The organism is Microlunatus phosphovorus NM-1 (assembly GCF_000270245.1).
Taxonomy (GTDB): Bacteria; Actinomycetota; Actinomycetes; order Propionibacteriales; family Propionibacteriaceae; genus Microlunatus; species Microlunatus phosphovorus.
The window spans coordinates 4,838,621-4,863,492 of record NC_015635.1; the positions used below are offsets into that span (position 1 = coordinate 4,838,621).

The 24,872-nt window shown below is 67.5% G+C and carries 30 protein-coding genes, 1 tRNA gene and 1 pseudogene; 14 read left to right on the plus strand and 18 right to left on the minus strand.

Annotated features, from left to right (window positions below; genetic code table 11):
- Window positions 1–105 precede the first annotated feature (105 nt).
- The gene (locus tag MLP_RS21955; RefSeq protein WP_013865391.1) at window positions 106–1,215 is read right to left on the minus strand and encodes an LLM class flavin-dependent oxidoreductase; all 1,110 of its coding nucleotides are present in this window, start codon (window positions 1,213–1,215) and stop codon (window positions 106–108) included.
- A 56-nt stretch (window positions 1,216–1,271) separates the two neighbouring features.
- Window positions 1,272–1,970, minus strand: a complete 699-nt coding sequence (locus MLP_RS26775) for a TetR/AcrR family transcriptional regulator (RefSeq protein ID WP_013865392.1) — start codon at window positions 1,968–1,970, stop codon at window positions 1,272–1,274.
- Window positions 1,971–2,001: 31 nt separating this feature from the next.
- Here MLP_RS26775 and MLP_RS21965 point away from each other — a divergent pair, with 31 nt between their 5' ends.
- The gene (locus tag MLP_RS21965; RefSeq protein WP_013865393.1) at window positions 2,002–2,706 is read left to right on the plus strand and encodes a VC0807 family protein; all 705 of its coding nucleotides are present in this window, start codon (window positions 2,002–2,004) and stop codon (window positions 2,704–2,706) included.
- Window positions 2,707–2,969: 263 nt separating this feature from the next.
- On the plus strand, window positions 2,970–4,166 hold the full coding sequence (locus tag MLP_RS21970; RefSeq protein ID WP_049804632.1) for a BtrH N-terminal domain-containing protein: 1,197 nt from the start codon (window positions 2,970–2,972) through the stop codon (window positions 4,164–4,166).
- Between the two features lie 98 nt (window positions 4,167–4,264).
- On the opposite strand, the gene MLP_RS21975 is transcribed toward MLP_RS21970, so the two are convergent.
- From MLP_RS21975 to MLP_RS21985, 4 genes are all read right to left on the minus strand, one after another.
- Window positions 4,265–4,819, minus strand: coding sequence for a DUF1697 domain-containing protein (locus MLP_RS21975; protein ID WP_041790452.1), 555 nt, complete (start codon window positions 4,817–4,819; stop codon window positions 4,265–4,267).
- Window positions 4,820–5,090: 271 nt separating this feature from the next.
- Window positions 5,091–5,354, minus strand: a complete 264-nt coding sequence (locus MLP_RS29365) for an NAD(P)-binding domain-containing protein (protein WP_083843912.1) — start codon at window positions 5,352–5,354, stop codon at window positions 5,091–5,093.
- On the minus strand, window positions 5,351–6,742 hold the full coding sequence (locus MLP_RS21980) for a CoA transferase (protein ID WP_013865397.1): 1,392 nt from the start codon (window positions 6,740–6,742) through the stop codon (window positions 5,351–5,353). Before MLP_RS21980 ends, MLP_RS29365 begins: the two co-directional genes overlap by 4 nt.
- A gap of 170 nt (window positions 6,743–6,912) precedes the next feature.
- Entirely contained in the window at window positions 6,913–7,536 is a 624-nt protein-coding gene (locus MLP_RS21985; protein WP_049804633.1) for a TetR/AcrR family transcriptional regulator, read from the minus strand.
- Window positions 7,537–7,715: 179 nt separating this feature from the next.
- On the opposite strand from MLP_RS21985, the gene MLP_RS21990 reads away from it, so the two are divergent.
- Complete coding sequence (locus MLP_RS21990; RefSeq protein ID WP_013865399.1) at window positions 7,716–8,318, plus strand: hypothetical protein; 603 nt, start codon at window positions 7,716–7,718, stop codon at window positions 8,316–8,318.
- 200 nt (window positions 8,319–8,518) lie between these two features.
- Here the strand turns inward: MLP_RS21990 and MLP_RS21995 are convergent, their stop codons facing one another.
- Window positions 8,519–9,193, minus strand: a complete 675-nt coding sequence (locus MLP_RS21995; RefSeq protein WP_013865401.1) for a winged helix-turn-helix transcriptional regulator — start codon at window positions 9,191–9,193, stop codon at window positions 8,519–8,521.
- Between the two features lie 176 nt (window positions 9,194–9,369).
- On the opposite strand from MLP_RS21995, the gene MLP_RS22000 reads away from it, so the two are divergent.
- Window positions 9,370–10,749 carry an MFS transporter gene (locus MLP_RS22000; RefSeq protein WP_013865402.1) on the plus strand — a complete coding sequence of 460 codons (1,380 nt, stop codon included), beginning with the start codon at window positions 9,370–9,372 and terminating at the stop codon, window positions 10,747–10,749.
- 148 nt (window positions 10,750–10,897) lie between these two features.
- On the opposite strand, the gene MLP_RS22005 is transcribed toward MLP_RS22000, so the two are convergent.
- Window positions 10,898–11,410: a MarR family winged helix-turn-helix transcriptional regulator gene (locus tag MLP_RS22005; RefSeq protein ID WP_070100488.1), complete on the minus strand. Its 513-nt coding sequence runs from the start codon at window positions 11,408–11,410 to the stop codon at window positions 10,898–10,900.
- A gap of 74 nt (window positions 11,411–11,484) precedes the next feature.
- Here MLP_RS22005 and MLP_RS22010 point away from each other — a divergent pair, with 74 nt between their 5' ends.
- Together MLP_RS22010 and MLP_RS22015 are read left to right on the plus strand one after the other, a co-directional pair.
- A complete protein-coding gene (locus tag MLP_RS22010) occupies window positions 11,485–12,183 on the plus strand; it encodes a hypothetical protein (protein ID WP_070100490.1) in 699 nt (232 codons plus the stop codon).
- Complete coding sequence (locus MLP_RS22015; RefSeq protein ID WP_013865405.1) at window positions 12,180–12,629, plus strand: SDR family NAD(P)-dependent oxidoreductase; 450 nt, start codon at window positions 12,180–12,182, stop codon at window positions 12,627–12,629. The genes MLP_RS22010 and MLP_RS22015 overlap by 4 nt, the downstream gene beginning before the upstream one ends.
- 44 nt (window positions 12,630–12,673) lie before the next feature.
- Here the strand turns inward: MLP_RS22015 and MLP_RS22020 are convergent, their stop codons facing one another.
- Window positions 12,674–13,174, minus strand: a complete 501-nt coding sequence (locus MLP_RS22020; RefSeq protein WP_013865406.1) for a winged helix-turn-helix transcriptional regulator — start codon at window positions 13,172–13,174, stop codon at window positions 12,674–12,676.
- A gap of 58 nt (window positions 13,175–13,232) precedes the next feature.
- Here MLP_RS22020 and MLP_RS22025 point away from each other — a divergent pair, with 58 nt between their 5' ends.
- The gene (locus tag MLP_RS22025; protein WP_231851368.1) at window positions 13,233–13,925 is read left to right on the plus strand and encodes a dihydrofolate reductase family protein; all 693 of its coding nucleotides are present in this window, start codon (window positions 13,233–13,235) and stop codon (window positions 13,923–13,925) included.
- Between the two features lie 352 nt (window positions 13,926–14,277).
- On the opposite strand, the gene MLP_RS22030 is transcribed toward MLP_RS22025, so the two are convergent.
- The gene (locus MLP_RS22030; protein WP_013865409.1) at window positions 14,278–14,535 is read right to left on the minus strand and encodes a hypothetical protein; all 258 of its coding nucleotides are present in this window, start codon (window positions 14,533–14,535) and stop codon (window positions 14,278–14,280) included.
- A gap of 31 nt (window positions 14,536–14,566) precedes the next feature.
- Here MLP_RS22030 and MLP_RS22035 point away from each other — a divergent pair, with 31 nt between their 5' ends.
- The 4 genes and pseudogenes from MLP_RS22035 (at window position 14,567) to MLP_RS29085 (ending at window position 16,752) form a co-directional block, all read left to right on the plus strand.
- Window positions 14,567–15,142 carry a type IV toxin-antitoxin system AbiEi family antitoxin domain-containing protein gene (locus MLP_RS22035; RefSeq protein WP_231851369.1) on the plus strand — a complete coding sequence of 192 codons (576 nt, stop codon included), beginning with the start codon at window positions 14,567–14,569 and terminating at the stop codon, window positions 15,140–15,142.
- Complete coding sequence (locus MLP_RS22040; protein WP_013865411.1) at window positions 15,139–16,002, plus strand: nucleotidyl transferase AbiEii/AbiGii toxin family protein; 864 nt, start codon at window positions 15,139–15,141, stop codon at window positions 16,000–16,002. The genes MLP_RS22035 and MLP_RS22040 overlap by 4 nt, the downstream gene beginning before the upstream one ends.
- Window positions 16,003–16,085: 83 nt before the next feature.
- Window positions 16,086–16,463, plus strand: a pseudogene (locus MLP_RS29585) (recombinase family protein); the annotation flags it as partial.
- Window positions 16,464–16,539: 76 nt separating this feature from the next.
- Window positions 16,540–16,752: a hypothetical protein gene (locus MLP_RS29085; RefSeq protein WP_041790457.1), complete on the plus strand. Its 213-nt coding sequence runs from the start codon at window positions 16,540–16,542 to the stop codon at window positions 16,750–16,752.
- A 189-nt stretch (window positions 16,753–16,941) separates the two neighbouring features.
- Here the strand turns inward: MLP_RS29085 and MLP_RS22055 are convergent.
- Window positions 16,942–17,014: transfer RNA gene (locus MLP_RS22055), tRNA-Ala, on the minus strand.
- A gap of 66 nt (window positions 17,015–17,080) precedes the next feature.
- Complete coding sequence (sepX, locus tag MLP_RS22060) at window positions 17,081–17,884, minus strand: divisome protein SepX/GlpR (RefSeq protein ID WP_013865413.1); 804 nt, start codon at window positions 17,882–17,884, stop codon at window positions 17,081–17,083.
- A gap of 164 nt (window positions 17,885–18,048) precedes the next feature.
- On the opposite strand from sepX, the gene MLP_RS22065 reads away from it, so the two are divergent.
- Entirely contained in the window at window positions 18,049–18,459 is a 411-nt protein-coding gene (locus MLP_RS22065; protein ID WP_013865414.1) for a PaaI family thioesterase, read from the plus strand.
- A gap of 22 nt (window positions 18,460–18,481) precedes the next feature.
- On the opposite strand, the gene MLP_RS22070 is transcribed toward MLP_RS22065, so the two are convergent.
- The 4 genes from MLP_RS22070 to glp are packed head-to-tail and all read right to left on the minus strand — an operon-like array spanning window position 18,482 to window position 21,544.
- Window positions 18,482–19,171 (minus strand): GNAT family N-acetyltransferase, encoded by a 690-nt coding sequence (locus MLP_RS22070; RefSeq protein WP_013865415.1) that lies wholly within the window; start codon window positions 19,169–19,171, stop codon window positions 18,482–18,484.
- Between the two features lie 2 nt (window positions 19,172–19,173).
- Window positions 19,174–19,737 carry a MogA/MoaB family molybdenum cofactor biosynthesis protein gene (locus tag MLP_RS22075; RefSeq protein ID WP_013865416.1) on the minus strand — a complete coding sequence of 188 codons (564 nt, stop codon included), beginning with the start codon at window positions 19,735–19,737 and terminating at the stop codon, window positions 19,174–19,176.
- A complete protein-coding gene (gene moaC, locus MLP_RS22080) occupies window positions 19,734–20,228 on the minus strand; it encodes a cyclic pyranopterin monophosphate synthase MoaC (protein ID WP_013865417.1) in 495 nt (164 codons plus the stop codon). Before moaC ends, MLP_RS22075 begins: the two co-directional genes overlap by 4 nt.
- Window positions 20,225–21,544, minus strand: a complete 1,320-nt coding sequence (gene glp / locus MLP_RS22085; protein ID WP_013865418.1) for a molybdotransferase-like divisome protein Glp — start codon at window positions 21,542–21,544, stop codon at window positions 20,225–20,227. Before glp ends, moaC begins: the two co-directional genes overlap by 4 nt.
- 140 nt (window positions 21,545–21,684) lie before the next feature.
- Between glp and MLP_RS28170 the strand changes: the two genes are divergently transcribed.
- Window positions 21,685–21,846, plus strand: coding sequence for a VOC family protein (locus MLP_RS28170; RefSeq protein ID WP_156821256.1), 162 nt, complete (start codon window positions 21,685–21,687; stop codon window positions 21,844–21,846).
- Here the strand turns inward: MLP_RS28170 and MLP_RS22095 are convergent.
- Together MLP_RS22095 and MLP_RS22100 are read right to left on the minus strand one after the other, a co-directional pair.
- Window positions 21,831–22,592, minus strand: a complete 762-nt coding sequence (locus tag MLP_RS22095; protein WP_013865420.1) for a MerR family transcriptional regulator — start codon at window positions 22,590–22,592, stop codon at window positions 21,831–21,833. The genes MLP_RS28170 and MLP_RS22095 overlap by 16 nt on opposite strands.
- Window positions 22,579–23,817 carry an MFS transporter gene (locus MLP_RS22100; RefSeq protein ID WP_013865421.1) on the minus strand — a complete coding sequence of 413 codons (1,239 nt, stop codon included), beginning with the start codon at window positions 23,815–23,817 and terminating at the stop codon, window positions 22,579–22,581. Before MLP_RS22100 ends, MLP_RS22095 begins: the two co-directional genes overlap by 14 nt.
- Window positions 23,818–23,960: 143 nt before the next feature.
- On the opposite strand from MLP_RS22100, the gene MLP_RS22105 reads away from it, so the two are divergent.
- A complete protein-coding gene (locus tag MLP_RS22105) occupies window positions 23,961–24,572 on the plus strand; it encodes a 5-formyltetrahydrofolate cyclo-ligase (RefSeq protein WP_013865422.1) in 612 nt (203 codons plus the stop codon).
- The last annotated feature ends 300 nt before the right edge of the window (window positions 24,573–24,872 follow it).

The window sequence follows — 24,872 nt, forward strand, 5'->3', positions numbered from 1 at the left end:
AGAGTCTCCAGGCGCCCTCGAGTTCAGGCGTCCCCGAGTTCAGACGCCATCGAGTTCAGGCGTCCCCGAGTTCAGGCGCCCTCGCGTTCAGGCGCGGGGGGCGAGCTACGCCGCCGAGGTTGGGTTGGACCACAGACCCCGGCGCTCCAGCTCCGGGAGGACACCCTCACCGAACCAGTAGGACTCCTCCAGATGGGGGTATCCGGACAGGATGAACTCCGAGACACCCACCTCCCGGTAGGCCTCGATGAGATCCGCGATCTCGGCGTAGGAGCCGACCAGGGAGGTCCCGGCGCCACCACGGAGGAGTCCGACACCCGCCCACAGGTTGGGATAGATCTCGAGGCCATCCTTGGAGCCGCCGTGCAGATCGAGCATTCGGCGCTGGCCTTCCGATCCGCTGCGCCGCAGGCCCGCCTGCGTACGGGCGATGTCCTCGTCACTGATGTCGGCCACCAGACGGGCCGCTTCGGTCCAGGCGGCCGCGGAGGTCTCCCGAGCGATCGAGTGCAGCCGAACGCCGAAACGCAGCTCACGGCCATGCTCGGCGGCGGCCTGCCGGACGCGTTCGAGCTTCTCACCGACCGCCGCCGGCGGCTCGCCCCAGGTCAGGTAGACGTCGGCATGCTTGGCCGCGACTGCGATTCCGGCAGCAGAGGAGCCGCCGAAGTAGATCTCCGGGATCTCTCGCGGCAGGTGCTGCAACGAGGAATCCTCCACGGACAGGTATCGGCCGGCGAAGTCGACCGTCTCGCCCGCCCACAAGGCCTTGACGATGGTGAGGAACTCGTCGCACCGGGCATAGCGCTCCTCTTTGCCGAGGAAGTCGCCGTACATGCGCTGATCGTGGTCCTCACCGCCGGTGACCACGTTGAGCGCGAGTCGGCCAGGTGCGAGGTTCACATACGTCGTCGCCATCTGCGCTGCGACGTAGGGCACCACGGCGTCGGGACGGAGAGCGACCAGGAACTTCAGCCGCTCCGAGACGGCGGTGAGCATCGCCGAGGTGACCCACGCGTCCTCGCACCAGAGCCCGGTCGGGATCAAAGCAGCCTCGAAGCCGACCTGCTCGGCAGAACGTGCGATCTGACCGAGATAGCGCACCGAGGCAGGTCGTGTGCCGGTGCCGCCAACGACGCCGTGGCCACCTCCCACGATGGATCGGCCGTCGCCGCCGTTGGTGGGGATGAACCAGTGGAACTTGAGAGCGGTCACGCCAGATCCTCGATCGTTGTGGTTGTCGGCCACAAACCATACTAAACCACTAGGCGTTATGGGTATTGCGGATGGGATGGCTGGGAAACGCCAGCCAAAGCAGCAACACCACGTACGTTCGTCTCGATCCCGAGCCGGAAGTAGAGCTCGGTGTCCGGCGGGGAGGTCAGGGGCACGACCGCCGCACCGACATTCGGAAAGACCGTGTCATCGAGCGAGGACAAGGCCGCCGCGACCCGCCGACACTCCGCCGGATCGCTTGCCGCAGCATCGGCCCGGCCGGGCCGATACTCCACCAGAACCGCCATCGACTGCACGGACTGCTGAGCAACCACCGCACCCAGCGACGGAGTGAGTCCGGCAACCCGGAGGCAGTCGAGCATGATCTCCAAGGCTGCGAGGTAGTTGGGCAGCGGCACCAACCGCTCGATGACCAGGCGGTTCGCCCAGGGATGGGCCCGCAGCATGGCGACCAGCGCAACCAGCGTCTGCCGATAGCGGTCGGCCCAGGCGTCTTTGACCTCGTCAACGAAGGCCGCCTCCGCCACGACGTGCTCGGCCATCGAGTCCAGCAGGTGGCTCTTGTCGGAGAAGTGCCAGTACAACGCCATCGGCGTCACGGACAGTTCGCTGGCCAGGCGGCGCATCGACACCGCCGCGAGTCCCTCCCGGTCGGCAATCTCGACCGCCAGCCCGACGACGGCACCCGCCGTCAGATCCGGCCGACGAGTTCGACCGGCTGACGACTTCTTCACGTCGCCGACTATACGTCGTATAGTAATCGCCATGTCTTATACACCGTATAGGCCTTCCTCTGCCTGGCTCGGACTGGCGGCTGACATCGGGCTGCCGCTCGCCGGCTACTACACGCTGCACGCCATGGGAGCAGACGACTGGCTCGCCCTCCTCGTCGCAACCGCGGCGGCCGGAGCCAGGCTGATCGCAGTCGCGCTCTGGACTCGCCGGGTCTCCTGGTTCGCGGCGATCATGCTGGGCGTGTTCGGCGTCGGGCTTGCCCTGGCCTTCATCGGCGGCAGTCCTCGGTTCCTGCTGCTCAAGGACTCCTTCACCACCGCCGTGATCGGCGCGGTCTTCTTGTCCAGCCTGGCCGGCAGCAGACCGCTCACTCTCAGCGCCGCCCAGTCGTGGCGACCAGGTCTCGGTGAGGAACTGGAGCGGCTGTACCGGGAGGTGCCAGCCGGGCGTCGCGCTTTCCGCATCAGCACGCTCGGCTGGGGACTAGGGATGTTGGCCGAAGCGGTGCTGCGGATTCCCCTGATCTACCTGCTGCCGATCGAGGTCATGGTCGGTCTCTCCACGGCACTCATGATCGCGGCGATGATCCTGCTCACGCTCTGGAACGCGGCATACATCACCAGTGCGGCGAGACGGGAACCGGTCTTGGAGGTCCTGCTCCCCGGCTCGATGCGAGGTCGGGTCGGCCGTCAAGTGCGTCCCGATGCTCCGTACGCCGAGGCCTGCCCCAAGTGACGACGGCCCTTGCACGGTGGGGTGAGCGCCAGATCGCTGCGCAGTCCGAACCGTGCCGGCGGGCTGCGGACGGGTGTATTCTCGCCGTCACGGCGGCTCCTCAGCGCCGGACCTCCTGATCGGCCGTCCACGCCGGCCGACGATGCGGAGGCAAAGGGGATCGATGTCCTCGAGGAACGAGCGAGCAGTGCAGACCCTTCCCGTATCCGGCGGGCGTCGGTCGCGTGGAGTCCGAGGCCGAGCGCCGGGCGAAGGAAGCAGTCATGACCACGCGCAAGCACCTCAAGTCTCTGGTTCGCGAACGCATGCGTAAGACCGGCGAGCCCTACACCGTGGCGCGTCGACACATCGCGGACGCGGATGCCCACATCTCCTGGAGCCTGCGCGGCGGCGTCCACGGCGATACCGCCGCGCTCGCCAACGTGCTGGCCAATCTCGGCGTCGTCGCGCCGCACACCGGCGAGCCGCTGACCGAGGCGATGGTGCTCGGTGTCGGCGGAGGCCTCGGCGCCGGCTACATCTTGTGGGAGTTCAACGCGCACCAGTTCCGTACGCGGGTGCTGACGCTCGGCTTCCGACGACTGTGGCAGTACCCGGACCGATGGGCACGAGAGACCACCAGCCGGCTCGGCCTGCACGCCGAAGTGCACGAGACCGGCAGCGCCCGAGCCGCAGCGGCGGCGCTCGATGCCCAACTCGAACGCGGACTGCCGGCGATCGCTTGGATCGACACCTACACCCTCGGGCACCGCGGGGAACCGGAGTGGCGCGACGGCTACGGCGGAGCGCCGCTGATCGTCTACGAGCGGGTCGGTGACTCCTACGCGATCGACGATCTCTCGACGACACGGGTCCTGGTGCCGGCCGAGCGCCTCGCCGCGGCTCGGGCGCGGGTGGGTTCCTATAAGCACCGGCTGATCACCATCGACCCCGAGCGGATCGACCTCGATCTGCGGCCGGCCGTCGAAGAAGGCCTGCGACTCCAGGTCGAGCATCTGAGCGAGCGGTCGGACTCATTCTCGTTGCCGGCTTGGCGCAAGTGGGGGCGGATGACGACCGACGTGCGGAACAAGAAGGGCTGGCCAACGGTGTTCGCCGACGGTCTGGGCACCGGCAGCCTGCGCGCGTCGATCTATGCCGAGGCAGCGCACGGAGCCCACCTGCGCGGCCTGTACGCCGACTTCCTGGACGAAGCCGCCGAACTGCTGGATCGAGACTCGCTCACCGAGGTAGCCACCGCCTGGCGACAAGCGGCCGCCTGCTGGGACCAGATCATCGACGCGGCACTGGCGCCCGGCGACGAACTGCGGGAGGCGATCGACCGCGAAGACGCAGCCCGCTGGGAGCTCCAGCTCGATCGCGACCAGACCGTCGGCAAGCTGCCGGAGGTCGGCGAGCCAGTCGCAGCGATGTACCAGGCCGAGACATACGCACTGGAACTGCTCGCCTCGGCCCAGTGAACTCGACCCAGTGAGGGTGAGCCTCCGACGGATGGCTGGACAGGATGCACCTCCGACGAGGAGGGGCAGCGCTTCAGCATCGTGGCGTTCGGTGCCTGTCAGCCGCCGGCCAGGTCCAAGAGCTTGAGCGCAGTGTTCCAGTTACGTGCGGTGCCGACAACGGGTGCGCCGGTCCGGCGACCAGCCTTCTCCAGCGCGGTCGGCAGGGCTGCGCGACCCATGCCCTTCGGTAGGTACAGGTAGAGGTCCCGCCCAGCCAACGTGCACGCCTCCGGGAGGAATGCCGGGAGGTCGAGGGCAGCGAAGGGCCCGGCGGGCGGTTCGTCGGCGAAGAAGACGACGTGCAGGTGCTTGCCGTCGGTGCCGGGGTACGGGTTGGCGTCGACGACAGCGGCGAGTTCGGCCCTGGTCCTCAGCACTACCGGCACGCCGTAGCCGGCGGCGGACGAGATCGCCGCGCTCAAGGTCGCGGCGAGGTTGCTCGGCGCGGGAGATGGCGGGGTCACGACCGCGTTGCCTGACTGGATGTACGTGACGACTTCGGTGCAGCCGGTCGCCTCCAGCACCGACCGCAGCGTGGACATGGCCAGCCGGTGACCGCCGACGTTGATGCCGCGCAGCAACACGATGGTCCGTGTGTCGCGCTCTGTCATCGTGGGCATCATCGGTCTCCGCTCTCGCACCTCGGGGAGAGATACTCTCCAAAGTACCTACTTCCTATCGGGGAGTAGGTACATCCAGCGAACCCCAGGCTCAACTCCTGGTCGCCGCCGCCCTCCTCGGGCACGCAGGATGGGACATCCACCACTTTCGCGCCGACGGAGTCGTCACTCAGTCGCCGGCCCAGTTCTGCGCTGTGCTCGATATCCTCGTCGCAGTCTTCGTCGCAGTGCTGGCCGTTCGCTCATGATGTCGAGAGGCTTCTCAACCGAGTGTTGTAGCGGACGTCTCGGATTGACGCCTGAGCCGACAGGTCATCGGCCCAGCAGCTTGGCCAGTCTGCCGCGCGAGACCGTGCTTGCCATCGGGCCGGCGTCCAAGATCTGTCGCAACAGCGACAGGTCCACGCCACGCCGCTCCCCATACGCGAAGGCTTCGGTTCCAGACCACGAGATCCACCCCCGCGTCACACAGCCTGGTGGCCATCGGCTCACCCATGGTGCCGAGCCCGAGGAAGGCCGTCGTCATGCCGCACCGCCGCGGTCGGCGACCTGGTCGCGCCAGCAGGGCTCATCGCTTCCCCACGGTGCTGCGAGCGCTGGGTATCGACCGGGGATGTCCGGGCCGACCAGCGGCGGCATGGCGCAGATCAGCGAACCCGCTGCCGTCGTACCGGCCTGCAGCGTCGGCTCGGCAACCGCGGCCGTCCGACCGCCGGTCGTGGTCAACAGCTCACGGGCGATCCCTGCCAGAGCCACCGCCAGACAGGTGGTGCCACCACGTTCGCGCTGCAGGCGCAGCGCTCGGCAGATGCCGGCCGTCAGGAGGTAGCCGGCAGAGTGGTCGAGCGCTTGCGCGGGCAGGGCGCCCGGCCGTACGCCGTCAGCGCTGACCCGCATCGCGATCCCGGTCACAGCCTGGACGATGCTGTCGAAACCGCGCCGACTCCCCCAGGGTCCACGGCGTCCCCAGGCGCTGACCGACCCGACCACGATGCCGGGCTGCCGTTCGGAGAGCGCTTCGGGCGAGAGCCCGAGTCGATCCAGTGCCCCGGGGCGATAGCCGGTGACCACGACATCGGCGTCGTCGAGCAGTTCCTCGAAGGCCCGGTGGTCGCTCGCCACACGCAGATCCAGCACGGTCGACCGCTTTCCGGCGCCCGTGTCGAGGTGGATCCAGTCAGTCTCGGGGAGATGCGGTGAGTCGATGCGCAGAACGTCGGCGCCGAGCAACGCGAGGTTGCGGGTGGCTATCGGCCCGGCGAGGACACGGGTCAGGTCCAGGATCCGTACGCCGGACAATGGCCGTTCGCTCGTGGGCGCCCAGGGCCGAGGGGCGGCGCCATCGGTCACGAGCCATTCGACGAGGGGAAGCCGACTGGTCGCCTGCCCGTGCGGATGTTGGGCCCAGTCAGCACTGGTGCGGACCGCCCCTGCAATCGCACCGCTGGCTGCCGCCTCGTCCTCCAAGTCGATAGCCGACCACCGGGCAATCGCTGCGGCGATCTGGTCCTTCGAGGAATCGGACGCGATGCCGAGAAGGTGGGCAAGGCGCTCGGCATGGTGCGGATAGTTCCCGTGCGTACGGACCCAGCCGTCGGCTACCTGCCAGAACCCGGAGTACGGCGCCCACACCTCCGGTATTTCGCCGTTGAGCTGGAAATGGCGTTCGCTCTGCGATGCGGTGGTGACGCGTGCGCCATCGACTCTGACCGGGCCGAGGGCGGGTAGGAGTCCGCGGGCGACCTGGATCTCCGCCGCGGCGAGCGTGGCGAGCCCCACGCAATCCCCCAGGATCCCTGCGACGTCGAGGGTCGAGGAGAGCGCGATCGGCGGGCTCGGTGGGCGCACCAGGTCCAATGTCTCCGGATCGCCTTCGAGGTCGGCCCATGCCCGAGTACCGATCGTGGTCTTCACAGTCTGTCCCGAAGGACGGGGTCAGACGCACGTGGTGCTGTCGTTCGAGCTTCGGTCGCGATCATCGAGCCCCCACGGTTGAGATGGTCAGTGTTGACATTGGACGACATCAACCGGCCTCACGTCGCGGTCCAATCGGCAACAAGTGGACGGCGGCGCGGGTTCGCAGCTCATCGAGAATTCGCCACGGAAAGGGCAGCGAGGACTGTGTCACCGACCAGGCCCGGGGCGTCCTCAGCGGTGATCTCGCCACGGTGAACCGCCGCAGAAGCGCCATGCAGGATGGCCTGGACAACACTGAGCTGCCAGTCGATCGGGACGTCGTCGCGGAACTCGCCGGCCTCCCTGCCACGCGACAGCAACGCACGTACGCGGGCGGCAGGCTCGTCGTGCGCGCGGCGCAGCTGCTCCGGCGACAACGCCTGGGAAGCGGCGATGACCAGAGCACCGAAGCGATGGGTCAGCCGCCAGGACGCTTCCAGCAGCCGACCGAGTGCCTCGCGCGGATCTCCGGCAAGATCGACTTCGCCGAGCTCCTGCTCACTGTGAGCGATTGCCCGCTCCGCAACCTCGCGCAGCAGCGTGGCCCGCGAGTCGAAGTGGCCATAGAGAGTGATGCGCCCGACTCCCGCCTCCTTGGCGATCTCGTTCAGACTGGCGTCGGGATCGGCCGCGAGCAACCGCGTCGCAGCATCGACGATCGCCTCGATGTTGCGCAGCGCATCGGCACGCTTCGGACGGGCAGCCGCGCCATCCTCGGCAAGCACTCTCGCCTCGGCGTGGGCGTCAGTCATCAACTGCCTCCTAGAGCGAGCAATCAGGTTCACCTCGATCAGACCGCCACGAAGGTGACTGTAGGTGACCCACGGTCCCTGGCAGGCAGAACTCTGTGGAAGCCACGACCCTAGTGAACTTGAACTGCTATGTACAGTTTATGTAACTCGTACCGAGATGTTCAAGAAGGAGATCCGACATGGACACCGGCGCCGTTCCGAAGAGCTTCCATCGCTCCACTGCAGCCACCGACTCGCACCGCCATCGCGGCTCGACCTGGCATCGCAGTTGGCCCGCCGCACTCGGAGTGCTCGTCGCCGCGGGCACCGCCTATGGCCTCACCGACGCGCGTGCGGTCGCCCCGATCGTCGCGGCCTCCGGCCTGGTCTATCTTGCGGCCGGAGCAAGCGGGCGGCGGGGCGCGGCGTGGATAGCCTTCGCCGTCACCTTCGCCCTGATCACGCTGCAGAAGTTTGTCGGACTGGATGCCCTGCCGTGGCTCCTCGCCCTGGCTGCCGCACTGCTGGTGGTCGGGATTGCCGGCCGCCGCAGCCGGCCCTGGTGGTCGTTCCCGCTGCAGGCAGCGGCGATGGTCGTCCTCGGCGCGATCGCCTTCGTGGCGCTGCAACTGAACCCGGCTGCGGGTGGCCTACTGGTCGCGGCCGCGCTGCTCGGGCACGCGGGTTGGGACATCCACCACTTTCGCGCCGACCGAGTCGTCGCTCAGTCGCTGGCCCAGTTCTGCGCCGTGCTCGATGTCCTCGTCGCGGTCTTCGTCGCAGTGCTCGCCCTTCACTCGTGATGTCGAGAGGCCCTCGCACGGTGATCCGCCGAGCGCTGTCCTGCGAGTCGTCCATCTTGTTCGCGGACGAGCCCACCGGAGCGTTGCACAGCAAGACGACGACCGAGGTGATGGATGCGTTGACCGACGTGCACCGTGACGGCACGACCGTCGACGTGGTGACCCCCGACCCGGTCTGCGCCGCGGGGCGGAGCCCGTCGTCAGCGGGTGCTCGCGGTCGCCGCCAGGCTGTACGGGACGGTGAAGACAGAAGCGAAGTCCTCGAGCAGCACCGGGTCGCCGTCGAGAGTCACGGCCCCTTCCGAGATCGCGGTCGCCGGCGTCAGCGTGCCGGCCAGCAGATCGCGCAACCCCGGTCCGGCGGTGATCACCAGGTCGGCATCGGGATGCTCGCCGGCGCCGACCTCGACCCCGTCGCTGCCGACGATCGCGTGCGCGACGGCGTCTGCGACCCTGACGGTGAAGGTCAGCCGCCGGTCGGTCCGCGCAACGCCTTCTGCGGCGACCCGCAGCGCCGACACCAGGGATGCATCGGTCACGATCTCGCCCTCCCGCGGCTCCCGCATCGCTGCCGCTCCCCAGCGTGACAGCGCATCGAGCGCGGGCTGCAACTCGGCACCACGATCGGTCACGACGTAGACGATCGAGCGATCCGCCCCGGTCCGAGCCTCACGCACGATCAAACCGTCCTGCTCCAGTTCCTTCAGGCGGGTGGACAACAGGTTGGACGGAATGCCCGGAAGCCCCGCCGCCAGGTCGGAATACCGCCGCGGTCCGACGAGGAGGTCGCGCAGGATCAGCAGGGTCCATCGCTGCCCCAGCACCTCGGCGGCACGCGCCAGGCCGCAGAACTGTCCGTACTCGCGATTTCGCATGAAGCGAGAATAGCACTTGACTTGCTTTGTTGATGCTTGCTTTACTAAATGAAGTTAGATGACGAGTCGGCATCCCCTGACTCGCCGAGTGGAGAAGGAGTCACGCTGATGGAACTCATGGTCGACCACCGCCCCCGCCTGCTCGATGCACCGCTCCCACCCGGCCCCGGCAGCGCATGACCTCGCCGCACAGCGACATGGACACGACGGCAACCACCGGCACCGAGGTGGCGGTTCGCGGGTATCGCACCTTCCTGGCGGTGCTCGTGAACACCGCCGCCGCGAACGTGACGACGAGCTTCCTCTGGTTCGCGCTCACGTTCTGGGCGTACGCCGAGACCCGCAATGTGATCGTCGCCGGCGTGGTCGCCGCCGCCTACATGCTGTTCGTATCGCTGTTCAGCATGTTCTTCGGCACCTTGGTCGATCGGTTCCGCAAGAAGGCGGTCATGACGTGGGCAACCCTGATCGCGCTGATCGTCTTCACCCTCGACGCCGGACTGTTCTTCGCGATCGGCGAGGCTCGGATCGTCGATCTCGGCCTCCCCTGGTTCTGGATCTTCGCCGTCGTGCTGCTGGCCGGCGCCGTGGTCGAGCAACTGCGCGCCATCGCCTTGTCGACCACGGTGACCCTGCTCGTTCCCGACGAGCGCCGCGCCAACGCGAACGGGCTGGTCGGCACGGTGCAGGGCGTCGGGATGATCGTCACCAGCGTCTTCAGCGGACTCTCGGTCGGATTCCTGGGCATGGGATGGACGCTGATCATCGGCATCGGCGCGCTCACGGCGACGCTGCTCCATCTCCTGTCGCTGCGCATCCCCGAGCAGCGGATCGTCTCCGCGGAGCAGACGACCTCCTGGGTGGATGTGCGCGGTGGCTGGCGAGCGGTGCAGGCCGTGCCCGGGCTGCTCGCCCTGGTGCTGTTCAGCACGCTGAACAACCTGTTCGGCGGCGTCGCCATGGCGGTGATGGATCCGTACGGCATCGAGATGTTCGGCGTGCAAGGCTGGGGCATCTGGTTCGCCGTGATGTCCACCGGGTTCATCGTCGGCGGCGCGATCGTCGCGGCCAGAGGGCTCGGCGCGAACCCTATCCGCACCATGCTGCTGCTGGCCGCGGCGATCGGTGCCGCCGGCGCACTCAGCACGATCCGCGAGCACGGGTGGGTGTACATCGCCGGGGTGTGGTTGTTCATGGCACTGATCCCGGCCGTGGAGGCGGCCGAGCAGACCGTCATCCAGCGTGTGGTGCCCTATGAGAAGCAGGGGCGGGTGTTCGGATTCGCCAACACGTTTGAAGCCGCCGCAGCGCCAGTCACCGCGCTGCTGATCGCACCACTCGCCGAGCTCTGGATCATCCCCGCGCTACGCACCGAGGAGGGGATGCGCCTCTGGGCACCCCTGCTCGGCGCCGGCCACAACCGCGGCATCGCCCTCATCCTGCTCGCCGCAGGCATCGCCTGCGTCCTCCTCGTCGTCGTGGCTCTGCTCACCCCTCAATACCGGATGCTGACTCGCCAGTACGCGAAGGCCGCCGACGCCGGTCCAGCACTTTGATCCAGCCGAGAACATTCCCACAGAAGGCGTCTTCTGGTCGACGGGCTGTGTTCCAGGCCTGCCGGTCGCCCGAAGAGCGCCGCGTACCAGTCGAGCGCTGCGGAGAGATCGCGCACCGGAAGGCCCGCGAAGACCTGCGCCTCAGCGGTCATCGGAGTGTGTTCCCGTCGGATCGCCGCGGCGACCTGACAGGAGCGTTGGACCGGCCACGGGTGTCGCGATGGACGTCGCGGCTCAGTCCGCGCGATGCCGCGATCGCTTCCAGATAGTCGGCGAGCCGATCGATATCGCCCTCGTCGAGGCCCTCGGTGAAGGCAGCCTCGTGCGATTCGGCAATGGGACGCAATGCGGCCAAGAGCCGCTCACCTTGAGCGGTGAGATGGACCTCGTGGTTGCGACGGTCGGTCGTGCTGCGGCGGCGTTCGACGTTTCCTTGCCGCTCGAGGCGATCCAGGACCGCGACAACACGGCTGGGACCTACGCCGAGCTGCTCGCTTGCCGCCTTCTGACCGATGCCCGGATTGCGCCCGATCAGCCGCAGCAGACCTGCCTCCGACGCCGTGATGCCCAGCGGGGCAAGAGCCCGCTCGAAGGCGGCGGACGCGTCGGAGCCGAGCTGGGCGAGCAGGAAGGCGATACGGCGAGGTCTACGAGAACTCATATCTGCCAGCATAACTCATATGCAGAACTATTCATAGTATGTACGATTGGTTCTATGAACGAAAGGAGCTCCCGATGAGCACCCATAGCAACGCACCGGCCCGCGCGGCCGGCGGCCCCGACCCCGGCATCCTGGGCCTTGTCTCCCTCGGCCTGCTGGTCGGGAGCCTGATCTCGATGGCGGTGCTCTCCGGTGGAGGCACCATCACCTCCCCGTTCGGCGACACCGAGACCGTGGCCGGCTTCTTCGCCGACCACGGCTTTGCAGCCCGCTTCGCTTCGATGCTGCAGCTGGGCTCGTCCATCCCGCTCGGGATCTACGCCGCCACCGTCTACGCGCGGCAGCAGCGCCTCGGCATCCGCGTCCCCGGCCCGAACATCGGCCTCTTCGGCGGCACCACCGCCGCGATCCTGCTCGCCGTCTCCGCGATCATCACCTGGACCCAGAGCCAGCCGATCGTCAGCGCGAACCCCGAGCTGACCCACACGTTCGCCTACCTGAGCTTTGCCGCCGGCGGATTCGCGCACGTCCTCGGCCTCGGACTCCTCGTCGCCGGCATCGCCGTCCCTGCCCTGCTGTTGCGGCTCGTCCCAGTCTGGTTCGCCTGGGTCGGCCTGGTCGTCGCGATCCTTGCCGAGCTCAGCTTCTTGACGATGGTGATCGAGCCGCTGCAGTTCCTCATCCCGATCGGCCGATTCGGGTCGCTGATCTGGCTCGTCGCCGCCGGCTTCCTGCTTCCCAAGACCCGTCACACGCAAGGAGAACGAGCATGAACGACGCCCTGAACGGACGCACCGCGCTGATCATCGGCACCAATGGCGGCACCCTCATCGCGATGCAGCATGAGCTCGCCGTCCTGCCCGACAGCGGCAGCATCGTGAACGTCGTCTCCACCGCCGGCCTGGCTGGAGCGCCCGGGATGGGTGTCTACGTCGCGGCCAAGCACGGCATCGTGGGCCTGACCCGCACCGCGGCGCTCGATTACGCCGGCCGCGGCATCCGCGTCAACGCCGTGGCGCCGGGGCCTATCGACTCCGGCGGCATCACCACCCAACCCGAGCAGATCAAGCAGCAGATCGGCTCCTACACCCCGCTCGCCCGTCTGGGCAGACCCGAAGAAGTGGCTGAGGCGGTCGCCTGGCTGGCATCTCCGTCCGCGTCGTACACCACCGGCACTGTCCTCACCGTCGACGGCGGCAAGGGCGCCCGCGGCGCCTGACCCCAACGCACCGCGTCGGAATGTCTTCTGCCGGGGCGGTCTGCTCAGGTCCCCACTCGCTCGGCTTCGTATGCCTCTTCGTATGCCTCGCGCAGTTCGTCGAAGGCTGACGCCGTTCCTTCCGGCCGAGGGATGCCACGATGTTGCTCGCGCAGCTCATCCATGAAGCGATCCCAGAACTCGGGCCCGCCGCGCTCGAGCAGTTCCGCGCGTACGGACAGCTCGCGACTCACCGGCAGATGACGCCGACCCCACGCGCCGAGATGCGCGAGCACCGGGACGAGTTGGATCGCCGGCTCGGCGAGGCTGTACAGCACCTTCTGCTTGTGGCTCGGGTCGGGCTCGCGCGTGATCATCCCCAACTCGACGAGACGCTGCAGTCGGTTGGCCAGAACGTTCGATGCGATGCCCTCGTCGGAGTTGGCCAGCAGCACGTTGAAGTGCCGGCGATTGCCGAACATCATGTCGCGGATCACGACCAGCGACCACTTGTCACCGAACACCTCGAGGGACAGGTTGATCGGACACCCAGACCGATGCTCCATGCCACCCCCTGCCAGACCACTTGCACAGTACAACTAGATCGCATACCCTGACAACCAGTTGCAGATCACCACTGGTAAATGGTCTTGTTCACGAGACACATCGCTGCAGCAGGTGGTCGCCTCGACGCCAGAGGAAGGGATTCCAATGAGTGAGCGGGTGTTGCAGGACGCAGAACGGCCCCATGGGCGGCGCGGAAGAGTGCTGTGGAGCTTCATGATGTCGCTGGACGGTTTCGTCGCCGGGCGACACCACAGCATGGACTGGATGCGGACAGGCGGATACCGGGCGGAGCCAGGCGTCATCGAGGGCTATGTCGAACGCACGGGCGCGATCATCGCTGGGCGGGACGGCTGGGACTCACCGGTCGGGCACAGCCCGTGGGGAGGTGCGTGGCAGGGGCCGATCTTCGTCCTCACCCACCATCCCGAAGACGCAGAACCTGTCGAGAACGTGACCTTTCTACATCGCGACCCAGCCGAGGTCGTTCAGCTGGCGCTCGACGCTGCGGGAGGCAAGGACATCATGGTGTTCTCCCCGAACATCGGCGCTCAGCTTCTCGACCTCGGCTTGATCGACGAGATCGATCTGCACATCGCACCCGTCCTGGTCGGGGACGGCATACGGCTGTACAGCAAACCCGATGGTGCTCCGATTCGCCTCAGTCCGTTGGCGGACGGCGACACAACCTCCACGGTTCGGGTTCGCTATCGACCCGTTTCCTCACCTGCGGCGCCGCCGGCAGAAGCGTAGGTGACGCGATCACGCAGGTGCAGGCCGCGGATGACACAGCTCACCTCCCTGGCAGGTACCTGTTCGTCTTAGCCCGTCACGCGCGCATTAGGCGGTGCCGATAGACACGAGAACAAGGCGCAGCCTCGCTTGGCGGCTCGTGCTCGGTCATGCAGACAACGTCTGCCGCTCAACGAAGCCCAAGTCGGCTCTTGTGCTCGGCGGCTGCGTCCGCGACGAGGTAGGCGAAGGTGGTGCGACGGGTCGCCTCGCGCATCCCACTCATGGTCTGCCACGTCGTCGGTGGGATCAGTGTCGTCGTGTTCGTCCCAGACTTGGAAGACGCCTCCGATGGATTCAAGGAGGTCTTCGATCAGGTGCGGCGGCGACGGATGCGGCGTGCCGGTCGAACCTGTCCAGGCCGGTCTTGTCGAACAGGTTCTCCTGGAGCGGTGTGGAGGATGCGGCCGAGCTCGCGGGCTGCGGCCTGGGTGCGGAACCGCTCCGGTGGCAGGTACCCGTCCTCGGGGAGGTTCGGCTCCCAGCGGGTGTGGAGCAGCTGCGCAGGATCGAGATCTTTGTTGGCCGCACCGTCATCGACCAGTGAGTGACGGTCGACACGATCCGTCATCAGCTATGCTTACGTGTATACGATTTGTGTCATGAGGGAGGTGGCGGCGATGTCGACGTTGAGGCCGGGTACGGCCGAGGAGGCGGGTCTCTCGCGCAGCGGACTGTACCGTGCGGCACGTGAGGGGCGGTTGGAGCGGATCGCGCGGGGGATCTACCTGCCTGCGGATGCGCCGGCGGCGGACTGGGACTGGATCGAGGCGGCGACTCGTCGCTCGGACGCGACGATCTGCTTGGCGTCGGCGCTCGCGCACCATGAGCTGACTGATGCGATCCCCACCGCGTTGGATGTCGCGATTCCGCGCGGGTCGCGCACGCCGGTGAGCACGGGGGCGATCGCGTGGCATCAGTTCGATCGGGCCACGTTCGACATCGGCCGAGAGGAGATCCCGATTCCGGGCACGGATCAGACCATCGGGATCCACTCGCCCGAGCGGTCGATCGCCGATGCGTTCCGGCTGCGTGGCGAGGTCGGGTACGAGTTAGCACGGGAATCGTTGAAGGAGTGGCTGCGCCGCGGCGGTAAGCCTGCTCGGCTGATGGAGATCGCCTCTCAGCTTCCTCGGGCGAAGTCCCCGGCCCTTCAGGCATTGGAGGCGCTGGCGTGAGCGTGGGCGATGAGGTGTTCCGCCGCCTCCAGTCCGCGGCACGCGCCGCGGGCGCGAAGGCTGGGACGGGTGCGCCGACGCAGGAGTATCTGATCCGGCACACGCTGGAGTCGTTCCTGGATCGTCTCACTCGCACCACCCATGCCGAGGACTTCGTGCTCAAGGGCGGGATCCTGCTGGCCGCCTACGGCGTGCGCCGGCCGACGAAGGACGCAGACGCGAACGCCGTCGGAGCGGACGTCACAGCCGATCACCTCATCGCAGTGGTTCACGACATCGCCGCCGTCGAGACCGATGATGGCGTGGTGTTCGATCTCGACTCGATCAGCATGCAGGAGATCCGCGAGCACGCCGACTACCCCGGATTCCGGGTTCGAGCCGGGGTCTCGATCGGGCCCTGGAAAGGCACCGCTGCGTGGGATGTCTCCACCGGAGATCCGATCGTGCCCGCTCCCCGCCAGGTACGCATCGACCGCGTCTTGGGCGACCCGATCGTGCTGCTCGGCTACGCGCCCGAGACCACGATCGCCGAGAAGGGCGTCACCATCCTGGAGCGGGGAATCACCAGCACGAGGTGGCGCGACTACGTCGACATCGTCCAACTCGCCCGGCAAGGCATCGACACCGACGAGCTGCTTCGCTCCGCACAAGCCGTGGCCCGCTACCGCGGCGTCACCCTCCGACCCATCGCACCGCACGTGGTCGGCTATGGGCAGGTCGGTCAGGCCAAGTGGGCCGCCTGGCGTCGCAAGGAGCGACTGGAGGCAGTCTGCGAAGCAGACCTCGACGAGCAAATGGCGCTGGTGGCCTCCTGCCTGGATCCCGTGTTCAACCACGGTGACACCTTGCCTCGCACGTAGCGCGCGTCCGCGTCCCGAAGCGTTGGAGGCATGACTGCTACAACCACAGAGAGTCCGTTGTCTCCGCCTTCGGGCTGTGTCCTATGTCCGCGTCTCGACCCTCGATCAAGCCCGGTGGGGTTCAGAGCCGGAGGGGTTGTCGATCCCGGCGCAGCGGGAGGCGAATCGACGGCGGCCGCTCGGGCAGGTCGCTACAGCGGCCGGAACTGCAGCGGATGCTGGAGTACATCCAGGACCGCCCGGTGGACTTCGTGATCGTGCACAAGATCGACCGCCTCGCCCGCAACCGGGCCGACGATTCGGCGATCATGAAGACGATCCTGGGAGCGGGCGCGTACCTGGTCTCTACAACTGAGGGGACCAGCACGACACCGAGCGGGAGGCCGCTGCATGGGATCATGGCGTCCATCGCGGAGACCTACTCCCAGAATCTCGCCACTGAGGTAATGAGGGGATTGCGGCAGAAGGCCATCCCGGGAGGAACGCCGGGGCGGGCACCGCTCGGCCATCTCAACGAGCGTCGCTTCGACGACGGCCGTGAAGTCCGCACATCACGATCGACCGGAACGAGCCGAGTACATCATCTGGGCCTTCCGCGCCTACGCCACCGGCAAGTGGAGCGTCACCCGCCTGGCCGCCGAACTGGAAGCCCGGGGGGCCATCTTCTCCGGGATCTTCCTCGGCCCAGAACCCGGCCAGATCCGCGCCGAGCTCAACGAGCCCTTCGCCAGCATCACCCAGCCTGGATGAGACCCCGGCAACCCAAGTCGCCGTAGTAGAACCGCCCCGGGCATAGAAGAAAGGAGAACCTACTCAAACACGGCTGATGCCAGCAAAAGCTCTGGTCAGCCCAGGTTTGCTCGCGCGTCCGGAGACGACTGAGGCCGCCTCTCGGGCGGCCTCAGCAAAGCGTCGGATGCACTTTTGACAGCAACTGGGTGGAGCTAAGGGGATTCGAACCCCTGACCTTCTCGTTGCGAACGAGACGCGCTACCAACTGCGCCATAGCCCCTCTGCTGATCCCAGCGGGCTTCCTAACAAGGACTCCCAGGCGGATCAGCACGCAGACTTTACCACCCTAGGCGGATGCTGCACGCCGTTCGTCCGCGGCGGACTCCTCGGCCAACTCTCCCGCAGTCGGCGGAGCTGCTGCTGGGCGGGCATCGGCGATGACCGGGTGCTGTACGGCGGCGGCAAAGGTCGCGGCCGGCCCGGACAGGTCGATGGTGCGGACGGTCCGCGGCGCCAACGGCTTGGACACGTAGGTCGGAACGGTGATCGGCACCGGGTCCCAGAGCGCCCCAGCAACAGGCTTCGCTTCGCTCTCGGCGGGTGCTTCCTCGACTGCCTTGTCAGCAGCCTTGGTGTCCTTCTTGATCTTGGCCCGATTGATGAAGACGGTGACCTCGTCACCGCCGCGCATGATGTCGGTGTACCGGGCATCAAGGCTGCGGCGCATCGCGATCACGCTGAAACGGGACACCGCAAAGAACAGGGCCAGCAGGCCGCCAGGGATTGCCGTCGTCCACCACGGGAGCACCTGAGCGCCGGCCAGACCGACCACCAGGCTCAACGCCGCCAGCAACCCCAGCAGCACCCGACGCCGCCGCAGCGCCGCCACCGTATCCAGTCGCCGCAGGTCAGCGACCGCGGCCCGCCGGGTCAGTGGAGTGGACACCTCGTAGGTCCCGATCTCGGACAGGTCCTGGTCCAGCAGCGGAGCCGTGCCGTGCTGGACAACCCGCATCGACTGGGCAAAACGCTCGGCTGGATCATCGGCGTCAACGACCGCCTCGTCGTCACGCTTCCGGACGAAATGGGGCACGAGATAGGCCAGCCACGCGATCGCAATCGCTCCGAAGATCACACCCGTCGTCCCCACAAACCAGACCGTATGGGCCCGGTGTCCTCTGCCCCACCAAGCGCTGCGGTGTGTCGCCGAATCGACACTAGAAAAGGCCTCCACAGCACGGATTCCGCCCGATCCAGCGTCATCGAGCGGTCGCGCAACCGCACCACACACACCCGTACAGTGAAAGCGTGCCAATGCCGAAAGACGCGCCCACCCAGCTCGACCTCAGTGATCTTGGTCCGTACGCCAATGCCCTCGGCCTCACGGTGACCGCCGCTAGTTCCGATGAGGTGCAGGCGACCTGGCAAGTCACCGAGGCCCTTCTGCAGCCGTACGGGCTGCTGCACGGCGGCGCTCACTGCGCTGTCGTCGAGACCCTGGCCAGTGTCGCCGCCTCCATCTGGCTCGGCCCTGAAGGCCGGGTGGTCGGCACCACCAACAGCACCGACTTCTATCGGGCCACCGGCACCGGCGAGCGACTCACCTCGACTGCCCGACCGCTGCACCGCGGGCGTGCCCGGCAGGTTTGGCGCGTCGAGACCTACGACGACTCACATCGGCTGGTCGCCGCCGGCCAGGTGGCCCTGCAGAACCTCCGCGCCTGAGTTCGGCGGGCCTAGCGGAGGCCTAGCGGCCCTCACCCGGTACTGGCGGCCGCAGGTGGAGCCAGCGCTGCAACAGACCGCCAGGCACCTCCTCGGCGTTCAGCGCAAACACCAGGTGGTCGCGCCAGTCGCCGTCGATGTGCAGATAGCGAGGCCGCAGGCCCTCCGGCCGGAACCCGAGCTTGGCCACCACCCGCAGGCTCTTGGTGTTCTCCGGACGGATCGCGATCTCGATCCGATGCAGCCGCAGCACGTCGAAGCAGTAGTCAGTGGCCAGCGCGACCGCGGTCGGCACGATCCCCCGCCCTGCCACCCGCTGGTCGACCCAGTAGCCGATCTGCCCCCAGGCGGCCGACCCGCCCACAATGCCGCTCACGGTGAGTTGCCCGACCAACTGCGGCCGGCGACGCGGATCATCCGGCAACAGGAAGATCAGCCACGGCAGTAGCCGGCCCTCCTTGGCCTGCCGGCCGAGCGTGCGAATCAGTGCCGGATAGGTAGCCGGACCTGGTCGTGCACCCGCGGGCAACGTCGCCTCCCAGGGGCGCAGCCAGCCGGCATTGACCTCCCGGACCCGCTCCCACTCACCCTGATGACGGGTCTTCATCGGAGCCAGCTCGAGCTGGCCGTATTGCAATGTCACCGGCCATCGGTGCCCGTAGCCGCCCCGGCCGATGACCTGGTACGACTCCCGCCCCGTCAGCCCGGCCATGGTCAATGACCCGGTCGCCGGTGATCGCCGCCGCGCAACTGCGCGACCGCATGGGGCAGCAAAGGACCCAGCAAGGTCATGCCGTCCGCGGCCCCGCCCAGCGACCCGGGCAGGTTCACGATCAAGGTCCGGCCGGCAAGTCCGGCCACCCCTCGGCTGAGCACAGCCGTCGGCACCCCGCTCTCCACCCCATGTCGCGCCAGCTCGGCCGGCAGCTGCGGAATCTCCTTCTCCAGCAAGGGTTTGGTCTGCTCCGGGGTGGCATCCGAGGGAGCCAATCCGGTACCGCCGGTGGTGATGATCACGTCATAGCCATGATCAACACCGTCCCGCAGCGCCCAACCGACCGCTTTGCCATCGGGCACGATCTGAGGCCCGTCGACCAGGAAGCCGATCTCCGTCAGCGCGGTCACGATCAGTGGGCCGGACTCGTCGGCATAGACCCCGGCATGGGCCCGGGTGGACACCGTGATCACCAGGGCGGTGCCGACCTGGCCGTGCGCAGCTGCACCGTGGTCATGCGGCGAACCAGCCAGTTCATGCCCAGGATCAGCCGAGTCGTTCATCCCACAAGATCCGTCCGGGTCCAGTCACCACTGCGACCTCCCGACTTCGCGATCACCCGGATGTCGGTGATCACCGCGAGCTTGTCGATCGCCTTGATCATGTCGATCATGGTCAGCGCGGCCACCGAGACGGCGGTGAGCGCCTCCATCTCCACCCCCGTACGGTCGGCGGTCTTCACCGTCGCGGTGATCTCCACCCCGTCGTCGACAATCTCGATGCTGACATCGGCCCCGCTGAGCGACAGCGGGTGGCACAACGGGATCAGCTCCGGCGTACGCTTCGCGCCCTGCAGTCCGGCAATGCGAGCGACGGCCAGGGCATCTCCCTTGGGTACGGTTCGGTCGCGCAGCGCGGCGACACAGGTCGCCGACAGCAGTACGCGACCAGCCGCGGTCGCAGTCCGGGCGGTCACCTGTTTTCCCGACACGTCGACCATCCGAGCCTCGCCGGCCTCGTTGAGGTGAGTCAGCCCGGCCGGGGACTCGCTCACAGGCCCTCGTCCAGCAGCCACACCTCGACCTGGTCACCGGCCGCCACCAGATCGGTGTCCTCCGGCAGCACCACCAGGGCATTGGCTCGGGCGAGGTCGCCGATCAGATGCGAGCCATACCCGCCGGCCAGCGATACCAGCCGGTTGCCGTCATCGTCGTGGGTGACGATGCCGCGGGCCAGCCGCCGGCGCGAGGTGGTCGAGCTCATCGCATGGGTCGCCCTGGCCTTGGCGGCCGGACGCACGTACGGAGTGACGCCCATCAGCTTCCGGATCACCGGCCGCGCGAACGCCTCGAACGAGACGAATGCACTCACCGGATTGCCCGGCAGCATGATCATCGGGATCCGGTCGTGCCCGATCAGCCCGAAGCCCTGCGGCTTGCCGGGCTGCATCGCGACCTGGACGAACTCGGTGGCACCCAGCTCCGGCATCGCCGCCTTGACCACGTCATAGTCGCCCTGGCTCACTCCCCCGCTCGTGAGCACGAGATCGGCCCGGACCAGCTGATCGATGATCAGGTCCCGGACCTCCTGAGGATCATCGCTGACCATGCCGACGCGGAACACCTGGGCACCCGCCGCCCGGGCGGCCGCCGCAAGCAGATAGGAGTTGGAGTCGAAGATCTGGAACTCGCTGGGCAGGGGCTGCCCCGGCTGGACCAGCTCGGAACCGGTCGCGACCACCACCACCCGCGGCCGGGGCCGGACCAGCACCTTGTCCTTGCCGATCGCCGCCAGCAGACCGATGGCCCGCGGCCGGAGCTGGTCGCCCGGCCGGAACACCCGATGGCCGGCCGCCACGTCCTCGCCGGTACGCCGGATGTGCCGGCCGACCTCGCTGGACTCGTAGACCTCGACGTCGGTCGCCCCCCGGTCGGTGCCCTCATAGGCCACGATCGCATCGGCTCCGCGCGGGATCGGCGCCCCGGTCATGATCTTCATCGCGGTACCGGGCGAGAGCCGGTGCGGTGCCGGACGACCGGCCGGCACCTCGCCGACGACGGGCAGCAGTACGGGATTCTCGACCGAGGCGGACGCGACGTCCTGGGCGCGGACCGCGTACCCGTCCATCGCGGAATTGTCGAAGCCGGGCAGGCTGACCGGTGAGATGACCTCCTCGCAGATGGCGAGGTCGACGGCGTCGAGCAACTGCTGCCCGAACGCCGGCAGCTCGTTCACACAAGACAGCAGATAGTCGCGATGGTCCTCCAAGGACCGCAGCCCGTCCTCGCGGACCGGCGGCGGGGGCGGCAACGGCTCCCAGGCAGGACGCGCCGGCGCATCCTCAGACTTCTTGCGGGAGAACAAAGGCATATTGCCACCCTAAGCCGGACCGCGGCGGTGTTGGGTATCGCCACGATCTGATGACTGGCGTCGGTCGCGCGTCCGATGCCGGCGTCCAACGCGAACCTCCGGGGCAACCGGGAAGGCGTCCGCCTCAGGGTGTCGAGATCGTGCTCGAGGTCGATGACATCGCGGGGCAGCGGGCCCAGGTCGCCGAGGCCGGGTGGCCGATCAAGGAGGACCTCACCGCTCGCCCATGGGGACTCTGTGACTTCCGCATCCTCGATCCCAGTGGCTATTACCTGCGAATCACTGATCAGAACGCGGGATAGCCCTTGGCCCGAGTCAGCTCACCGACCAGCTCGTAGAGTCGCTGCCAGGCCGGGGAGATCTCGTTCATCTCGTTCAGCAGCCGGGCCGTGACCTCGTCGGTGCCCGTCCATTTCTCGGCTTCCTGGCACGCCACCTCGACCGGATAGAGGCGTTCGAGAACGGTCATGCTCAGCTCGGCGAGCTCCGGCAGTCGTGGATCGTCGCGGTCCCAGTCGATCGCTGCGTCCATGGTCAGCATCATCCGCCGGTAGTCATCATCATCGAGACAGGCCTTCCGCAGGACCAACGACGCTTCGAGGGAGTCGGGGTAGGCGGCCGACAGCAAGATCCAGCTGTCCCGCTCGATGGCCACGGTCCGCTCGCTGACGCCGAGCTTGCGTTCGATGTCGAGGATGTCGGCGACCTCGTCGCTGATGCAGAGCCGTTCCGCGGAGGGCAGCTCGGCCAGGTCTTCCCGGCGCTGCCGCAGCTCGGCGATCTGCGCATCCAGCTCACTGTCGATCTCGGCGATCGCGGTGGCGAAGTCGGCCGGGTCGGCCTCCAACAGACTCGGAATCCGGGCCAGCGGCACCCCGGCCTTGGCCAAGGTGCTGATTCGCTTGAGCATGATCACGTCACTCGCCCGGTAGCGGCGGTAGCCCGACTGGTCCCGCTCCGGCTCGGGCAGCAGTCCCAGCTGGTGATAGTGCCGGACGGTACGCACGCTGACGCCGACATAGGCGGCCAGCTGGCTAATCGTCAGCATGGGCATCACTTCCGGCGAAGGCACGCATGCCCTTGCTCAGGAACGCGTACGCCATCACGACGATCCAGGCTGCCAGCAGTCCGAGGGCCGCCATCTCCAGCGTGGTCACCTTGAGAGCAATGGCGATGGCGCCCAGACCGATTGGTGCCGCGATCAGGGCGAGCGCGTTGAACAGGCCCAGGACACGGCCGCGTACCGACTCGGCGACCTGCTCGGTGAAGAACACGATGAACACCGGCGAGAGCAGACCACTGCCCACCCCGACCAGCGCCGAGCCGACGGCGACCGGCCACACTCCGTACAGGGTGGTGAATCCGACCATCCCGATGGTCTGCAGCAGCAGTCCGCCGATCCAGACGATCTTGCGCGAGCGCTTGGACAGAGCCGCGTACGCGATCGCACCGATCATCGAGCCCACCGCGAAGGCTGACATGGTGGCGCCGAACCAGGTCGGCGCGTTCAGCCGGGCGAAGTGTGCGGGCAGCAGCACGCCGAGGAGCGGGGCGACCACGATCGCGCTGCCGAAGCCGATCACCAGCATCGCCCGCAGCGCGGCACTGGCGCGGATAGTGGCGATCCCACCGATCTCCCGGGCGTCGTGAGCTGGGATCTCGGGCGCGGTGAGCGGCAGGATGAGCATGCAGATTCCGGCGGCGAACGAGCAGCCCGCGGTGACCCAGACGACCTGGATGGGGTCGAGCACAGCGAGCAGCACACCCGCCAGCGCCGGGCCGGCGAGGAAGGCCAGGCTGAAGACCGCCTGGCGGAGCGAGGCGATCTTGTCCAGGCTGATTCCGCTGGTCCGGCTGACGCGGCCCATCAAGGTCTCGCGGGCGGTCATGCCGGGCACGTCGAACAGGGCGCCCAGCACCCCAAGAGCCACGAACCAGCCGATGTCGAGGCCGAACAGCCGGTCGACGATCGCGAGACCGGCGACCGAGATCGCGCTGCCGAAGTCCGACAGCACGCTCATCCGCCGCTGCCCCACCTTGTCGATCAGCCATCCCCCGACCAGCGCGGCCGCGATGGCAGGCACGGCTGACACGGCGGCGACCAGACCGGTGATCGCCGGGTCCCCGGTGCGGCTGAGCACCAGCCAGGGCAGCACGATGCTGATAGCGGAGTTGCCGAACAGGGAGAATGCCTCCGCGGCAACGAACAAGGGCAGCGAGGCTTTGGAGGTACGGGGCGTCGTCGGGGCCGGGCCGGTGGTCGGTTCGGTCATGGACCCATGGTGACGGGTTGACGCTACGTCAGGGTCAAGGAACTCAGGCCGCGCGGAGTCGGCTGACTTTAAGCTGCGTGATCGCCACCGACATCGGTGACGATCACGCAGCTTGTGCTGGTTGACGGCACTACCCTGCTCAGGTGACACCGTCGGCAGACGCAGCGGCCATTGCTGCAACCAAGGTCATGCTTCGCCAGGTGGTCCGGCAACGGCGAGCAGCCCGCGAGCCAGGCCAGCGAGAGGTCGACGATCGGCAGCGATTCGCCTTGTTGCGCAGACTGCTCGCAGCCAAGAGACCTCGTCGACTGGCCGCCCATCTCTCTGCCGGCACCGAGCCGGATTCGCGACAGGTGGTCGAATGGGTCAGCGGCCTCGGCGTCGAGGTGTTGCTGCCGGTGCTCACCGACGGTGCCGGTGCCTGGCTGGCCGATCCGGCATGGGCCGCGTATCAAGGCGCTGACCGGCTGCGCGAGGGTCGTTCGAAGATTCTCGAGCCGACGAGCCCCGTCCTGCCTGCGGACGTCCTCGCCTCGGTTGACCTGATGATCGTCCCGGGTCTGGCCGCGGACCGGCGAGGAAACCGACTGGGTCGTGGCGGCGGCTGGTACGACCGCGCCCGGGCTGGACGTATGGCGCTGGAGACCTGGCTGCTGCTCAATGACGACGAAGTGTTGGACGAGGTGCCCGTCGACGCCTGGGATCTGCCGGTGAATGGGCTGGTCACGCCGAGCGAGGTCGTCGCCACCAGCTGACAGTTCGATCAGCCGCCAAAGGACATCAGGACCGTCTGGATCTGAGCGGGCTGGAAACGGATCCGGCCCATGACGCTCAAGTCCCCTTCTCGAGCGCCATGGGCCGTTTCAGCTCCGGTCGATGTGCGCACTATCCCCCGATGTTGACGCCTACCGTCCGGGTCCGTGTAACCCCCGTGAGAAAAGATTGACACTTCAACCGCAGGGGCGACTCCATTCTGTACCCGCCGTGGCTCAGGAGATCCTCAAGGTTTGCGATGAGGCTCAAGAAATCTGCGGTGTAGTTCCTTGGCCGCAGTG

Coding starts and splice junctions, on each gene's coding strand:
- MLP_RS21985 (WP_049804633.1), bottom strand. CDS start 7,536: ATGACTGACGCCCACGCCGAGGCGAGAGTGCTTGCCGAGGATGGCGCG.
- MLP_RS21970 (WP_049804632.1), top strand. CDS start 2,970: ATGACCACGCGCAAGCACCTCAAGTCTCTGGTTCGCGAACGCATGCGT.
- MLP_RS21975 (WP_041790452.1), bottom strand. CDS start 4,819: ATGACAGAGCGCGACACACGGACCATCGTGTTGCTGCGCGGCATCAAC.
- MLP_RS22075 (WP_013865416.1), bottom strand. CDS start 19,737: ATGAACGACTCGGCTGATCCTGGGCATGAACTGGCTGGTTCGCCGCAT.
- glp (WP_013865418.1), bottom strand. CDS start 21,544: ATGCCTTTGTTCTCCCGCAAGAAGTCTGAGGATGCGCCGGCGCGTCCT.
- MLP_RS22095 (WP_013865420.1), bottom strand. CDS start 22,592: ATGCTGACGATTAGCCAGCTGGCCGCCTATGTCGGCGTCAGCGTGCGT.
- MLP_RS22065 (WP_013865414.1), top strand. CDS start 18,049: ATGCCGAAAGACGCGCCCACCCAGCTCGACCTCAGTGATCTTGGTCCG.
- MLP_RS29365 (WP_083843912.1), bottom strand. CDS start 5,354: ATGACGACGGCCTTCCTCGGGCTCGGCACCATGGGTGAGCCGATGGCC.
- MLP_RS21990 (WP_013865399.1), top strand. CDS start 7,716: ATGGACACCGGCGCCGTTCCGAAGAGCTTCCATCGCTCCACTGCAGCC.
- MLP_RS22035 (WP_231851369.1), top strand. CDS start 14,567: ATGAGGGAGGTGGCGGCGATGTCGACGTTGAGGCCGGGTACGGCCGAG.
- MLP_RS22005 (WP_070100488.1), bottom strand. CDS start 11,410: ATGAGTTCTCGTAGACCTCGCCGTATCGCCTTCCTGCTCGCCCAGCTC.
- MLP_RS21965 (WP_013865393.1), top strand. CDS start 2,002: ATGTCTTATACACCGTATAGGCCTTCCTCTGCCTGGCTCGGACTGGCG.
- MLP_RS22100 (WP_013865421.1), bottom strand. CDS start 23,817: ATGACCGAACCGACCACCGGCCCGGCCCCGACGACGCCCCGTACCTCC.
- MLP_RS22000 (WP_013865402.1), top strand. CDS start 9,370: ATGACCTCGCCGCACAGCGACATGGACACGACGGCAACCACCGGCACC.
- MLP_RS21995 (WP_013865401.1), bottom strand. CDS start 9,193: ATGCGAAATCGCGAGTACGGACAGTTCTGCGGCCTGGCGCGTGCCGCC.
- MLP_RS22070 (WP_013865415.1), bottom strand. CDS start 19,171: ATGGCCGGGCTGACGGGGCGGGAGTCGTACCAGGTCATCGGCCGGGGC.
- MLP_RS22015 (WP_013865405.1), top strand. CDS start 12,180: ATGAACGACGCCCTGAACGGACGCACCGCGCTGATCATCGGCACCAAT.
- MLP_RS22030 (WP_013865409.1), bottom strand. CDS start 14,535: ATGACGGATCGTGTCGACCGTCACTCACTGGTCGATGACGGTGCGGCC.
- MLP_RS22020 (WP_013865406.1), bottom strand. CDS start 13,174: ATGGAGCATCGGTCTGGGTGTCCGATCAACCTGTCCCTCGAGGTGTTC.
- MLP_RS22010 (WP_070100490.1), top strand. CDS start 11,485: ATGAGCACCCATAGCAACGCACCGGCCCGCGCGGCCGGCGGCCCCGAC.